General features: G+C 71.1%; 14 protein-coding genes. 8 read left to right on the forward strand and 6 right to left on the reverse strand.

Going from position 1 to position 13,824, the window contains the following annotated elements; genetic code table 11:
* Nucleotides 1-32 precede the first annotated feature (32 nt).
* The 6 genes from OG331_RS45740 (at nucleotide 33) to OG331_RS45765 (ending at nucleotide 7,192) form a co-directional block, all read left to right on the forward strand.
* Nucleotides 33-2,540 (forward strand): thioester reductase domain-containing protein, encoded by a 2,508-nt coding sequence (locus OG331_RS45740; protein ID WP_406208682.1) that lies wholly within the window; start codon nucleotides 33-35, stop codon nucleotides 2,538-2,540.
* Nucleotides 2,537-3,676 (forward strand): alpha/beta hydrolase, encoded by a 1,140-nt coding sequence (locus OG331_RS45745; protein WP_406208685.1) that lies wholly within the window; start codon nucleotides 2,537-2,539, stop codon nucleotides 3,674-3,676. Before OG331_RS45740 ends, OG331_RS45745 begins: the two co-directional genes overlap by 4 nt.
* A 73-nt stretch (nucleotides 3,677-3,749) precedes the next feature.
* Nucleotides 3,750-4,529, forward strand: a complete 780-nt coding sequence (locus tag OG331_RS45750; protein ID WP_406208688.1) for an alpha/beta fold hydrolase — start codon at nucleotides 3,750-3,752, stop codon at nucleotides 4,527-4,529.
* A 105-nt stretch (nucleotides 4,530-4,634) separates the two neighbouring features.
* Entirely contained in the window at nucleotides 4,635-4,988 is a 354-nt protein-coding gene (locus tag OG331_RS45755; RefSeq protein WP_406208691.1) for an ArsR/SmtB family transcription factor, read from the forward strand.
* Nucleotides 4,981-5,619 (forward strand): SRPBCC family protein, encoded by a 639-nt coding sequence (locus OG331_RS45760; RefSeq protein ID WP_406208694.1) that lies wholly within the window; start codon nucleotides 4,981-4,983, stop codon nucleotides 5,617-5,619. The genes OG331_RS45755 and OG331_RS45760 overlap by 8 nt, the downstream gene beginning before the upstream one ends.
* 271 nt (nucleotides 5,620-5,890) lie before the next feature.
* A complete protein-coding gene (locus OG331_RS45765; RefSeq protein ID WP_406210764.1) occupies nucleotides 5,891-7,192 on the forward strand; it encodes an endo-1,4-beta-xylanase in 1,302 nt (433 codons plus the stop codon).
* 111 nt (nucleotides 7,193-7,303) lie between these two features.
* Here OG331_RS45765 and OG331_RS45770 read toward each other — a convergent pair whose 3' ends face one another.
* Nucleotides 7,304-8,032, reverse strand: a complete 729-nt coding sequence (locus tag OG331_RS45770) for a lipoprotein (protein WP_406208697.1) — start codon at nucleotides 8,030-8,032, stop codon at nucleotides 7,304-7,306.
* Nucleotides 8,033-8,137: 105 nt separating this feature from the next.
* Here OG331_RS45770 and OG331_RS45775 point away from each other — a divergent pair, with 105 nt between their 5' ends.
* A complete protein-coding gene (locus tag OG331_RS45775; protein ID WP_406208700.1) occupies nucleotides 8,138-8,929 on the forward strand; it encodes a maleylpyruvate isomerase family mycothiol-dependent enzyme in 792 nt (263 codons plus the stop codon).
* 1 nt (nucleotide 8,930) lies between these two features.
* On the opposite strand, the gene OG331_RS45780 is transcribed toward OG331_RS45775, so the two are convergent.
* Complete coding sequence (locus OG331_RS45780) at nucleotides 8,931-9,560, reverse strand: NADPH-dependent F420 reductase (RefSeq protein WP_406208703.1); 630 nt, start codon at nucleotides 9,558-9,560, stop codon at nucleotides 8,931-8,933.
* Nucleotides 9,561-9,781: 221 nt separating this feature from the next.
* Between OG331_RS45780 and OG331_RS45785 the strand changes: the two genes are divergently transcribed.
* Nucleotides 9,782-10,423 (forward strand): class I SAM-dependent methyltransferase, encoded by a 642-nt coding sequence (locus OG331_RS45785; protein ID WP_406208705.1) that lies wholly within the window; start codon nucleotides 9,782-9,784, stop codon nucleotides 10,421-10,423.
* Nucleotides 10,424-10,451: 28 nt separating this feature from the next.
* Here the strand turns inward: OG331_RS45785 and OG331_RS45790 are convergent, their stop codons facing one another.
* From OG331_RS45790 to OG331_RS45805, 4 genes are all read right to left on the reverse strand, one after another.
* Nucleotides 10,452-11,267 carry a hypothetical protein gene (locus OG331_RS45790; protein WP_406208708.1) on the reverse strand — a complete coding sequence of 272 codons (816 nt, stop codon included), beginning with the start codon at nucleotides 11,265-11,267 and terminating at the stop codon, nucleotides 10,452-10,454.
* A 4-nt stretch (nucleotides 11,268-11,271) separates the two neighbouring features.
* Complete coding sequence (locus tag OG331_RS45795) at nucleotides 11,272-11,550, reverse strand: hypothetical protein (RefSeq protein ID WP_406208711.1); 279 nt, start codon at nucleotides 11,548-11,550, stop codon at nucleotides 11,272-11,274.
* 86 nt (nucleotides 11,551-11,636) lie between these two features.
* On the reverse strand, nucleotides 11,637-13,217 hold the full coding sequence (locus OG331_RS45800; protein WP_406208714.1) for an FAD-dependent oxidoreductase: 1,581 nt from the start codon (nucleotides 13,215-13,217) through the stop codon (nucleotides 11,637-11,639).
* Nucleotides 13,214-13,813, reverse strand: coding sequence for a TetR/AcrR family transcriptional regulator (locus OG331_RS45805; protein ID WP_365062377.1), 600 nt, complete (start codon nucleotides 13,811-13,813; stop codon nucleotides 13,214-13,216). Before OG331_RS45805 ends, OG331_RS45800 begins: the two co-directional genes overlap by 4 nt.
* Between the last annotated feature and the right edge of the window lie 11 nt (nucleotides 13,814-13,824).

The following is a 13,824-nucleotide window of genomic DNA, read 5'->3' on the forward strand; positions in this document are numbered from 1 at the left end:
CAAGGGGCAGGGCAACACCGTGAAGGGCTCTCATGCGTGAGGTGAACGAGAACGTGTCGGCAGCCGCCGAACAGCGGGCGACCGAGGAGGAGATGGAGCGGGGTGGACTCGGACTGTCCGTGACCGACCTGCTGGCCAGGGTCGCGGCAGCGGCTGCGCCGCCCACGCAGCCGGAGGCCGAGGGACCTTCAACTCCGCGGCAGACGGTCGCGATCGGCGCGGGTGCGCCGTCCGGCACCGGCACCGACAGCCCCGCGCCGCCCGACGTGGACACCCTCGCGGCCGCCGTCGCAGCCGTGGCCGGCCGTTACGTCCCCGCAGGGCGGCTGTCGCCCGACGCCGACTTCTTCGACGCCGGGGGCACCTCCGTGAACGCCGTGGAGCTCGTCGCCGCGCTGGAGGACGAGCTGGGCATGGAGATCGACCTGGACGAGGTGTTCGCCGATGCCCGGCCGATCAACCTGGCCAGGCGAGGGTTCGGGAGCAGCACCGGGTTCGCGGCTGCCGTACCGGAAACGGCCGTGACGGAAGCCGCCGTCCCGGAAGCCGCCGTCCCGGAAGCCGCCGTCCCGGAAGTGACTGCACTGGAATCCGCCCCACCTGCGCCGGTCCGCACGGTTCAGCGCCCGGCCGCCGCCGCCCCACCCTCGGCCATCACCGCCCCGCCCCCGACCGCGGCCCTGGCGCGCCCCACCCCCTCGGACGCCATCGCCCGCCCCGAGGACCTCACCCAGATCCTCGCCGACCTGGCCCTGGCCGACCGCCTCCCCTTCACCGCCTCGCCCGACCCCCTCCCGCCCCGCCGCATCCTGCTGACCGGCGCCACCGGCTTCCTCGGCAGCCATATGCTCCTGGATCTGCTGCGCCACAGTGACGCCCACGTCTACTGCCTGGTCCGGGCCGCCGACGAGGAGGCGGCGACCTCCCGGCTCGGCGACGCTCTCAAGAGCTACTCGCTGCCGTGGTCGTCGGAAGTCCGCCGCCGCATCACCGTGCTCCCCGGCGACATGCGCGACCCCCACCTGGGCCTGTCCGACGACCTCTGGAACACCCTTGCCCAGGAGCTGGACAGCGTCGTCGGCGTCGCGGCCGCCGTGGACTTCCTGCGCGGGTACCAGTCCCTGCGCAGCAGCAACGTCCTAGGCGCCCTCACCCTGGCCGAACTCGCCGCGACCGGGCGTCCCAAGCCCCTGCACCACATCTCCTCCATCGCGGTCTTCAACGAGGCCGGCATCCCCTCCATGGGCGAGGACGACCCCTTCGCGCACATCGACCGTCTGATCGCCGGCTACGACCAGACCAAGTGGGCCGCCGAGGTCGCCCTGCGCCGGGCCCGCGACCACGGCCTGGTCGTCACCGCCCTGCGCCCGGGCGGAATCGGCGGACACAGCAAGACCGGCGCCTACAACCCCCAGGACCTCAGCAGCGGGCTCATCTCGGCCTTCGGTCGTTTCCGCACCGTCCCCGCCTTCCGCTACCTCAACGCCGCCCCGGTCGACTGGGTCAGCCGCGTCGCGGTCGCCGCCGTCTGCGAACCCGACGCCTGGGGTTTCGACTACAACCTCACCGGCGTCCCCAACACCCTCGACGACGTCGTCCAGGACATGGCGCTCGGCGGCATGCACGTCCGCGTACAGGACTGGGACGAGTGGCGCACCGACGCCCTGGCCCGCCTCCAGGCCGACCCGGTCCCCGAACTGGCCTTCCTCACCCGCGTGTTGCAGAGTCCCACCGCCCTGAAACTGTGCGAGGCGACCCTGAAGGGCCCCGCCGCCGTCGCCGACCGGACCACGGCACTGGTCGAGGCACTCGGCCTGACGCCTGCCGCCCGCTACGACGCCCGGGCCCAGCTGAGGACGTTCGAGCGCCTCGCCGGCGACGGTCTGGCCCGCCTCCCGCACAAGGACGACCAGCCCTACCTCTGGTTCGACGAGACCACCGAGGGCGGCGTCGGCCCCGTCGGTGCCGCGCCCGACACGCCTTGCTCGATGGCCCTCACCCTCTCGATCGCGAGCATGCACCAGCTGGTGACGGACCGCCGTGTCGACGTCCGCGGCCAGGTCACCTGCCCGGCCGTGCACCCCGAGCCGCTGACCGTGGAACGCGGCGACATCTGGATCCGCCCCGAGGAAGGCATCCCGCACCACCACGGCCTTCGCCACCAACTCCTGCGCTACCGCATGGAGTTGACGGACGTCGACGGTGGCCGCTGGTGGCTGGAGGGTCACAAGTACGCCCGCGCCCGCCGCGACGTCTGGCGCCAGACCCGGGCCCTGACCGTGGAGCTCGGCCGCGAGGGCGAACCGGCGAGCCTGGCCGGCGAGGTCGTCGTCCCCGCCGACTCCTACGTACGCGACCAGATCGACGGCATCAAGGTCGACCCGCGCCTGACCAGCCAGGAGAAACGCGCCGCCAAGCTGACCTGGCTCGCCTGGTTCGGCCTGGAGATGGGCCGCGGCCTGCTCGGGCCCTTCGCCCGCGCCGCCGCGGACCTGCTCGACCTGCGCCGCACCCAGACCCCCACGGAGCACCACCGATGATCTTCCGGACGACGAACGCCAGGACCGCCAGGCCGGCCCTGCGCAAGGTCAGGACCACCACGACCCTGCGCCCCCTCCAGCACCGCCTCGACCCGGCCAGGATCGAGGAGATCCCGTTCCACACCAGTGACGGGGTACGCCTCGGCCTGACCCGCATCGACACCGGCGACCGGGGCCGCCCCGCCGTGCTGCTCCTGCACGGACACACCGCCTCGGCCGACATGTTCCTGCTGCCCGAGACCCGCAACCTGGTCGACGTCCTGCTGGACGAGGGCTACGAGCCCTGGCTGCTCGACTGGCGAGGCAGCTGCCGCCTCCCGTACAACGAGACGGGCCGCCGCTACACCTACGACGACGTCGCCCTCTACGACATCCCCGAGGCCGTCCGCCACATCCGCACCCGCATCGGCGACCGCCCCCTGTTCGCCGTCGCCCACTGCATCGGCTCCCTCACCCTCTCCCTGAGCATGACGGCGGGCCTGGTCCCCGGGCTTGCGGGCGTGGTGTCCCAGGGCGTGTTCCTCACGCCGAAGCTCGCGGGCCGCACCTCCCTGCGCATGACGCTGGCCGGGGAGCTGCTGAAGTCCCGTATCGACCACATCCCCGTCGACTTCCGCAAGGTCGGCCTGCGGTCGAAGTACACCCCGCTGTTCGCCCTCGCCTCCCGCAAGGCGACCTGTCCGGACCCCACCTGCCAGATCCTGCACAACTCGGCCTGGGGAACCGGCGCCTCCCTGTTCGTGCACGAGCACCTCACCGACACGACCCACAACCGCCTCGCCGACCTCCTCGGCCCCGCCCCGCTGTGGATCCTGCCGCACCTGCGCCGCATCGAACTGGCCCGCACCGTCGTCCGCTGGCACGACACCGACCAGCGCTACCGGGCCCTCCCGCAGAACGCCCTGGACGCGGCGGCCCGCATCGACACCCCCGTCCTGCTCCTGGCGGGCAGCGAGAACGGCCTGTGGCTCGACTCCCAGGAGCTGTGCCGCGACGTCCTCGCCCACCGCCAGCCGCAACTGGACGTGACCTACACCGAGATCCCCGGCTACGGCCACCTGGACACGTTCCTCGGCAGGGGAGCGGCCCTGGACGTGTTCGGGCACATCCTCGATTTCCTGGACGAACGGCGGTGACGGCGGCCTACGACGCCGGTTAACGTACCGATCAGTAACCAGACCCTTTTCGCCGTACCCCAGGAGGCCACCCATGCCGCAGCTCGAAGTCGACGGCGCGACGCTGACGTACGACGACGAGGGCCCCCGCGAGGGCTCGGGTGTGCCCCTGGTGTTCGTCCACGGCTGGACGGCGAACCGGCATCGCTGGGACCACCAGGTGGCCCACTTCGCCGAGAAGCGGCGCGTCGTCCGGCTCGACCTGCGCGGGCACGGCGAGAGCAGCGGGGCGGGAGCGCGCACGATCGACGACCTGGCCAAGGACGTGCTCGCCCTCCTCTCCCACCTCGAGATCGACCGGTTCGCGATCATCGGCCACTCCATGGGCGGGATGATCGCCCAGACCATCACCCTCGCCCATCCGGAACGGGTTGAGCGCATGGTGCTGGTGAACTCCATCGGCAGGATGGCCTACAGCCGGGGCCGCGCCCTGCTGATGGCGGCCTCGACGCTCGCGCCCTTCAAGCTGTTCGTCGCCACCAACATCCAGCGCGCCTTCGCCCCCGGCTACCCGCGCGAGGAGATCCGCGAGTACATCCGCGCCTCCGCCGACACTCCCCGCGAAGTCGTCATGACGCTCTACGGGGCCATGCGTGCCTTCGACGTCCTGGACAGGGTCGGCGAGATACGCACGCCCACCCTGATGGTGCACGGCTACCACGACATCCAGCTGCCCCTCGGCCAGATGCTGCGGATGGCCAAGGCCTACCCAGACGCGGTGATCCGCGTCCTGGACGCCGGCCACGAACTGCCGGTGGAGAAGCCGGCCGAACTGACCGCGGCACTCGACGGGTTCCTCACCGGCCGGGGATAGGCGGGAAGGGCACGCGGCAGACGGACATCCCGCTCTGGCCTCGGCCCGACCGGGCGCGTTATTTAAGGCTTGCCTTATATAAGCTGTCGCTGTCATAGTGAGGCCGTGCACGCATTCGATGTGCTGGGTGATCCGGTCAGGCGCCGGATATTGGAGCTGCTCGCGACCGGCGAGCAGGCATCGGGCGACATCGGTGCCGTGATCCAGGACGAGTTCGGAATCTCCCAGCCGGCCGTGTCGCAGCACCTGCGGGTGCTGCGCGAGAGCGGCTTCGCGTCCGTGCGGGCGGAGGGCACACGCCGGCTGTACGCCGTTGATGCCGCGCCGCTGCGCGAAGTGGACGCATGGCTGGAGAGGTTCCGCGGCTTCTGGGAACAACGGCTCGACGCCCTCGGGACGGAACTCGCGCGAGGCAAGCGCGAGCGCAGGCTGAGAAAGGAAGCGAGCGAGGATGAGTGAGATCGTCGACGAGTTGAACCGGCTGCACCGGCAGGTCGGTGCACGGCAGGTCGGGACCGGCGAGGCCCGCACGGTGCTGCTGCGGCGCACGTACGAGGCCGAGTTGGCGGACGTGTGGGACGCGGTGACGTCGCCCGAGCGGATCAGCCGCTGGTTCCTGCCCGTCAGTGGGGAGTTCAAGGTCGGCGGGCGCTACCAGCTGGAGGGCAACGCCGGTGGCGAGATCCTCGAATGCGAGGAGCCCTCGCGGCTGCGGGTGAGCTGGCTGTACGGGCCCGACCCGGGATTCAGCGAGGTCGAGGTGCGGCTCACGCCGGAGGGCGAGGAGCGCACGGTGCTGGAGCTGGAGCACGTGGCCGTCGTGCCGGACGAGTTCTGGGACCAGTTCGGGCCGGGCGCCGTGGGCGTCGGCTGGGACCTCGGGCTGTTGGGCCTCGCCATGCACCTCGCGGGCGGCGGGATGAGCAAGGAGGAGTCCGAGGCCTGGCAGCTCTCGGACGAGGGCAAGGCGTACGCGACCCGGTCCGGTGAGCTGTGGGGTGAGGCCTACACCGCCTCGGGCGCCGACGGGCAGGTCGTGGCGGCCACTACGGCGGCGACGATCGCGTTCTACACCGGCGCCGGGGCGTAGGCGCTTGCTGCGGCAGTCGTAGGGCGGATCGAAACTTTCGGTCCGTCAACGGCTGTCGAGAGGGGCATTCTTGAGCCAACTGAGGTTCCTGGGCGTGCAGTCTGTTGACGGCCATGGGTGTCGCTCCTAGGGTCTGCCGCGAAATTCGGAAATCTGTCCGAAACTTTCGAAGCCCTAGGAAGGAGACGAGATGGTGACCCGCACATCCGTCGACCCGCCTCCCGAGCGTCGCCCTCGACACTCGCGCACCCGCACCGCACTGGCCCTCGGCATGGCGGGCCTGCTCGCCGCCGGCGGCGTCACCGCCCTCGCGGGCACCGCCGAGGCCGCCAGTACCCTGGGCGCCGCGGCGGCCGAGAAGGGCCGCTACTTCGGTGCCGCCGTCGCGGCGAACCACCTGGGCGAGGCCCCGTACGCCTCGACGCTCAACACCGAGTTCAACTCGGTGACGCCGGAGAACGAGATGAAGTGGGACGCCACCGAGCGCACCCGCGGCACCTTCACCTTCGGCTCGGCCGACCAGATCGTGAACCACGCCCAGAGCAGAGGCATGAAGGTCCGCGGGCACACCCTGGTCTGGCACTCCCAGCTGCCGAGCTGGGTCGCCGGCCTCGGCACCGCCGACCTCAGATCGGCGATGAACAACCACATCACGCAGGTCATGCAGCACTACAAGGGCAAGATCCACTCCTGGGACGTCGTCAACGAGGCCTTCCAGGACGGCAGCAGCGGCGCCCGGCGCAGCTCGCCCTTCCAGGACAAGCTCGGCAACGGCTTCATCGAGGAGGCGTTCCGCACGGCCCGCGCCGCGGACCCGGCTGCCAAGCTCTGCTACAACGACTACAACACCGACGGCGTCAACGCGAAGAGCAATGCCGTCTACAACCTGGTCAGGGACTTCAAGTCCCGCGGCGTACCGATCGACTGCGTCGGCTTCCAGTCCCACTTCAACAGCGCCTCCCCCGTCCCGTCCGACTACCAGTCGAATCTCCAGCGCTTCGCCGACCTCGGCGTCGACGTACAGATCACCGAGCTGGACATCGAGGGCTCGGGCACGGCACAGGCCAACAGCTACACCAACGTGACACGGGCCTGCCTGGCCGTCTCGCGCTGCACCGGCATCACCGTCTGGGGCGTCACCGACAAGTACTCCTGGCGCGCGAGCGGAACGCCTCTGCTGTTCGACGACAACTACACCAAGAAGCCGGCGTACAACGCCGTCCTGACCGCGCTCGGCGGCTCCTCCTCAGGCGGCGGCGATCCCGGCGCCGCCTGCACGGCCACGTACAGCAAGGCCGAGGAGTGGAGTGACCGCTTCAACGGCAAGGTCACCATCACCGCGGGGAGTTCAGGGATCAGCAACTGGACCGCGACCGTCACCGTCACAGCCCCGCAGAAGGTCTCCGCGACCTGGAACGGCACACCCAGCTGGGACACCGGCGGCAACGTCATGACGATGAGGCCGAACGGCAACGGCACCCTGGCCGCCGGAGCATCCACGAGCTTCGGCTTCACGGTCATGAAGAACGGCACCAATGCGGCGCCGGTGGCCGGCTCCTGCACGGCTTCCTGACCCATACGGTTTCCTGACCGAATCGGGACCGGTTTCGGACCGGCACCGGACGGGCTCAGGACCGGTGTCCGGCGCGGCGGCTCTTCCACCCGCGCCGGACACACCTGTCGCTCAGCCGACCCGCAGCGTCTTCTTGGCCAGTTCGTACGCCGGCAGCATCGCCCGGTGCTCCTCGGTGTCCATCCCGCCGAGGTGTATGACGACCGGCCCCTTCTCGGTGGTGACGGCCAGGGCGGTCTCCTCCTTCGTCTCCTCCAGGAGCTTGCTCGTGACGAGGTACTTCACCTCGGCACCGGCGAGGTCACCCGTCTTGAACGCGCTGTACTTCGCCTTGCTCACGCCGTTCTCGTCGGCCAGGAAGGCCTCCAGTACGGTGCGTGCGTCGTCGTCACCCGGCTCGCCCGTCCAGACGCGCAGGAAGCCGATGTTCCCCGCCGGCTTGGCGTCGACCTCGCAGGCGGCCGTGACCGGGCCCTGGTGCAGCAGCGCGTCGGCGATCTCCTGGGCCAGCTCGCTGTCCTCGGAGTCTCCCGACCCCTCACCGCTGCCGCCGGCCTCGTCCTTCCCCGTCCCGCCGTCGACGGCCTCCGCCTCCCAGTACTGGGCGATGTCGAAGGTGACGGGGAGCTCGCAGTCCGATCCGGCGGCGCCGATGGTTCCCCCGCGCTTCACCGCCGTACCGTCGTCACTCGCCGCCTCGGCCGACGCGGCCGCCGACGTCGATGCGCTCGCCGACGCCTTCGGGTCGTCCTCGGCCGCCCCCGAACAGCCCGTCAGCACCCCTGCCAGCAATGCCACCTGCGCCACCCGGCGCCGTACGTGTCCCGCCCCCACCAACATGGTGATCTCCCCACCCGATCCTGCTCTTTCTGATCTTGCTCAGGCGGCACACAGTATCCGAGACCACTGACAGGGCAGCTCCTGGCCCTGCGGCATCATGAGGCGATGACCTCGCTGACCTTCGACCGCTACTGCGACGCGATCGTCTCCCAGACCGAGCGGCTCACCGCGCATGTGCGCGGCGCGGACATGACCTCGCCGGTGCGCTCCTGCCCCGGCTGGAACCTCGGCCGGCTGCTGCGGCACGTGGGCGGCGACCACCGGTGGGCCGAGGAGATCGTACGGACCCGCGCCACCGGTCCGATCCCCGACGACGGTGTGAACGACCTGACCCCGTACACCCACGAGCACGAGGACTTCCTCCTCCCGTGGCTCACCGAAGGCGCGGCACGGCTCAGCGCCACCCTGCGCGCCGCCGGCCCCGACGCGCAGGCGTGGAACCCGTCCGACGAACGGTCGGCGCCGGTGGCGTTCTGGGCCCGGCGCATGACCTACGAGACCGCCCTGCACCGGGCCGACGCCGCCCTGACGGTGAGGGCTGAGTACGCGCTCGATGGCGACCTCGCCGTCGACGCGGTGCAGGAATGGCTGGAGTTCTCGACGTTCCCCGAGGCATTCGAGCCGGGTCCGGACCTGCCCGACCTGCTCGGACCGGACCGTAGGCTCCACTTCGACGCGACCGACGCCGGCGAATGGCTCGTCGACCTCACGGGCAAGCACCCCGTCTGGCGCCCCGGGCCCGGCGACGCCACCGCGACCGCACGCGGCCCGGTGACCGACCTCCTCCTGTACTTCTACCGTCGGCCGACATCCGCCGTGGAGACAAAGGGCGACACCGCGCTCCTCGACCTCTGGCGCACGCGTGCGGGCTTCTGGCTGGAGGCGCCGGGGGCGTGACCTACTCGACGGCGGCGCGCGTGACCACCTTGATGTTGAACAGGTGCGCGCCCACGCCGCCCGCGATCCCCATGAACAGCAACGCGAAGTGCTCCTGTCCGCGTGCCGTGCGGATGCCGCCGATGTCGAGTTGCGACGACGGGGCCCAGCCGAGGTCGGTGAGCAGCCGGCCGGTGGTCCGCTTGGCCTCGGCGTCGTCGCCGGAGAGGAAGACGGTGCTCGCGCCCTCGAGATCGTTCGGGGCGATCATCACGGTGGCGTCCATGGTGCACAGTGTCTTGACGACCGGGGTCAGGGGGAAGGCCTCCTGGATCTGTTCACCCAGGCTGCTGTTGGGGTGGGAGAGTTCGGTGTAGTCGTCGCTGAGGCCGACCCCGACATCGATCAGCAGGATGCCGGCCAGCGCCGGTGCCCCGATCGAGTGCAGCAGTTCCACGGAGACGGTCCCGGGGGTGGCGTTGACCAGAACCTCCGCGTGGGCCGCCGTCTCGCTCAGGCCTGCCACGGGGAGGCCGAGGTCAGTGCGTTCCTTCGGATTGCGCGAGCCCAGTAACACGTCGTGTCCTGCGGCGCTCCATCCATGGCCCAGTGCTCGGGCGACGTTGCCGGTGCCAAGTAGTCCAATACGCATGGAGTGAGGCTAGGCGGGGCGCGGGCTCGGCAGATCGGGCCGCGGGCTCAGGTGGACCGGGACCAAGGTCGTAGTTCTGTGGTCGCTCACCCCTCGCTTTGCTGAACCGGCAATACTGTTTGTCTCCCTCCATCGCCTCCCGCAGGCTTCATGAGCGTGGGACCGGGCAGGCTTCCCGCCTGTCCGAGTCCCTCCTGACATCTGTGCATACGGGAGGCGTCATGACCGAGACATCCGACCTGAAGGCCGCCGAGTTCTGGGAGGCCCGCTACCGCGATCGCGACGGGCGTCTGTGGAGCGGCCGCCCCAACGCGCTGCTCGTGCGTGAGGCCTCCGACCTCGCACCCGGAAGCGCGCTCGACCTCGGATGCGGCGAAGGAGGCGACGCGGTGTGGCTCGCCTCGCGCGGCTGGCGCGTCACCGGCGTCGACATCGCGCACACGGCTCTGGAACGCGCAGCCCTGCACGCCGCCGACGCCGGTGTGAGCGACCGTACGTCCTGGGAACGGCACGTGCTCGGAGAGACGTTCCCCGAGGGTTCCTTCGACCTGGTGAACGCTCAGTTCCTGCAGTCACCGGTCCCGCTCGACCAGCAGCGGGTTCTCCGGCGGGCCGCAGCGGCGGTCGCGGCCGACGGCACCTTGCTGATCGTCATGCACGCAGGCTGGCCCTCCTGGCAGACCGAGCCACCCTTCGAAGCGGAGTTCCCCACCCTGCGGGGCGTCCTCGACGAACTCGCCCTGCCGGAGGCCGACTGGAGCGTGGAGACGCTGGACACGGTACGCAAGCCGAGCGAGTCACCCGAGGGGCTGGAGGGCTTCCGGGACGACCACGTGTGGCGACTTCGGCGCACCGGCGTCTGACGTACGGCGTCGATACAGGGCTTACCGGTCATACGAAGGTCACCTCCGCCGTGGCGTGCCGTTGCTCGCGGTGGCTGGCGATGCGCAGGTCGGCGCGGTCGCCCGAGGGTGTGCCGCAGGCCACGATGCCTTCGCCGGCGAAGGCCGGGCGGCGCAGCCGGTACGACAGCTCGCGCACCTGCCGGTCCGGGGCCTGCCGCCGCGTCAGTTCCAGCATCAGCAGGGCGAGCAGGGGGCCGTGGACGACGAGGCCGGGGTAGCCCTCCTCGTCGCGGCAGTACGGGGCGTCGTAGTGAATGCGATGGGCGTTCGCGGTGAGGGCACTGAAGCGGAACAGCAGCGCAGGGTCCGGGCGCAGCGGAAGCTGCCAGGGGTCCTCGGCCTGCGGGAGCGTGGACGCGTCGAGGGCGGTCGGGTGCTGAGCACCGGCGCTGCCGCCCGACCGGTAGACGATGTCCTGCTCCTCGACGAGACACGTCCGGCCGTACTGGCGGAACTCCCGGCGCTCGGTGACGAACAGCATCTCGCCGGAACGGCCCTGTGTGGCGGTGACCGAGGCGAGGCTGCTGACGCGTTCGGCCGGTTCACCGAGGCGGAGCGGTTCGGTGATCTCGCAGCGACCGCCGGCCCACATGCGCCGGCGGTGGGGGACGGGCGGCAGGAAATGGCCGTGGCGGGGGTGGCCGTCGGCGCCCAGCTCACGCTGTGCGGGCCATGCGAGGAAATGGAGCCAGTGCCAGAGCGGGGGAAGAGGATCGCCGGCCGTTGCGGCGGGATCGGGCAGGTTCAGCACCGCTGAAAGGGCCGCCGTGGGACCGGGGGACAGCGGGTCGCGGTCCGTCACCGGCTCAGGAGTCCATGACTCCACGTACGAGCTGAGTGGGGTTGGCGCGGTCGGCATCGGTGGTCTCCAGGGGGTGCGGGGAGGGCTCGCGTACAAGGAGAGTGGCCAGGAAGGTGAGGGCGATGCATCCGGTGACGTACCGCAGTTGACCATGGTGGCCCAATCGATCGCCGGACCTGCGATTCGCATGCGGGGTCTGGAGACCCGCCGGCTCACCCTCCAACTCCTCGCCTCCGGGACGGCCGGGCAGATCGCCCTCAACGCCGTCCGCATCCGCATCCACGGCGGTTGGCTACTCCACCGAGTTCGACGTCGAGCGCACGGTCGTGAAGAGCGTGCCGATGCGGCCCAACCGCGCGCCGGTCGGAGTCAGATCGACACCTCGGACCAGACCTGGCGGACAGCATCCAGCGCCGCCGCGCGATCGGCCGGGACCAGCCCGATTCGAGTACGCCGGTCGAGCAGGTCGGCCTCGTCCAGGGCGCCTTCGTGGCGTACGGCCCACAGCAGTTCGGCGTTGGTGACGGGATGTCCGGGCAGCACAGGTTCGGCCAGCCGGGGATCGTGCTCGGCGAGTGCGTGGATGGCAGGTGCCTCCGTGCCGTAGCGCTGGATGAGGCGGCGTGGTGCCTGGAGGGAGCCGAGGGCGGCGGGTGATGCGGCGCCGACGAGGGGCAGGGTGGCCGTGGGGGAGGGGCCGGCGGTGAGCCGGCGGGCGGTGACGGCCGCGTCGACGGCGTCCTGCGCCATGCGCCGGTACGTGGTGAGCTTGCCGCCGACCACGGTGATCACGCCGTCCGGCGAGGTGACCACCGCGTGCCGACGGGAGATGTCGGCGGTCCGCGGAGCCGAACCGGAGCGTGCCGTCGGCGTGGTGTCGAGCAGGGGGCGAAGGCCCGCGAACGCGCCCACCACGTCGTCGCGTTGGACGGGGAGGTCCAGGACGGAGCCGAGGACGTCGAGGAGGAAGCCGATGTCCGTCTCGGGCACCTCGGGAACGTCGGGGATGTCGCCCTCGACGGGCTCGTCGGTGAGCCCGACATAGACGCGGCCGTCGCCCTGGGGCAGGACGAGGACGAAGCGGTTGGTCTCGCCGGGGACCGGGACGTGCAGCCCTGCGGGCAGCGGGCCGAGGTGGTCGGAACGCAGGACGAGGTGGGTGCCGCGTGAGGGGCGGATCCGGATGCCCTCCACCAGGTCGCCCGCCCAGACGCCGGACGCGTTGATCACCGCGCGGGCCTTGATCTCGCCCTCCTCGCCGGTGAGTTCGTCGCGTATGCGGGCGCCGGACGCGGTGAGCTCCAGAGCCCTCACGCGGGTCAGGACGCGTGCGTCGCGTGCGGCGGCGGTGCGGGCGATCGCGGTCACCAGGCGGGCGTCGTCGGTGAGCCGGCCGTCCCAGGACAGCAGGCCGCCGCGCAGACCCTGGGTGCGCAGGGCGGGGGCGAGGTGCCGGGTCTCCACGACGGAGAGCCGACGCGGGGCGGGCAGGGTCGCGCGGGCCGTGCGGGCCGCCAGGCGCAGGGTGTCACCGGCGCGGAATCCGGCCCAGGCCAGGGCGGACTGACCGCGGGAGACCAGAGGGGTGAGGGGAAGCACGAAGGGCTGGGCCCGCACCAGGTGCGGTGCCGTGCGCTCCATCAGCACCCCGCGCTCGACGGCGCTCTCATGGGCCACGTCGAGCTGTGCCGAGGCGAGGTAGCGCAGCCCGCCGTGGATGAGCTTGCTGCTGAAGCGCGAGGTGCCGAAGGCCAGGTCGTGGGCGTCGACGGCGACCACCGACAGACCGCGGGCCGCGGCGTCCAGGGCGACCCCGGCACCGGTCGCGCCCAGCCCCACGACCAGGACGTCCACGGCCGGACCGCCGACCGCCTCGGCCAGTTCGCGCGAGCGCCGCGCGGCGGACAGGGACGATCCGGGAACCGGGGGAGGGGGAGTGGCGGGGCTCATGGCGTGAGGGTCCTTTCCAGGATGCTGCGCAGTTCCGCCAGGAAGGCCTCACTGCTCAGGTCGGCGTCGTCCTCGTCGGTCATGGTCCGCAAGGACAGGGTGAAGGACTGGACGATCAGCAGCAGGGCCCGTGCCTGCCGTTCGACATGGCCGGCGCGCACCGACCCGTCGGCGTGGCCTTCGCGCAGGCCGTCGGCCAGCAGGGCGAGAAGGGCCTGCTGGCTCGCACCGCGGCGGTCGAGGACGTAAGGCAGAAGCAGTTCCGGATCGACGTCGACGATCTTCCGGAAGAGCGGATGGGCGCGGAAGGCCCCCACCCCGGTCACGAGCCCTTCGACGATCAGACCGCGCGCGCTCGTCCCGGGCCGCCGTTCGGGCATGGCCGCCGTGGCCACCGCGACCCACTCGCGGGTCATGAGGTCGCCCACCAGGGAGCGCACATCGGGCCAGCGTCTGTACAGCGTCATCCGGGAGACACCCGCGCGGCGGGCCACGTCGGTCAGCGTCGTACGGCGGACTCCGACGGCCAGGACGCAGTCGCGCACCGCGTCGAGCACTGCATCGCTGTCCGAGTGGTTGTGACGAATAGGCGTCATGTGTCACAGTG

It is taken from the genome of Streptomyces sp. NBC_01017 (assembly GCF_045162795.1).
Lineage (GTDB): Bacteria > Actinomycetota > Actinomycetes > Streptomycetales > Streptomycetaceae > Streptomyces > Streptomyces machairae.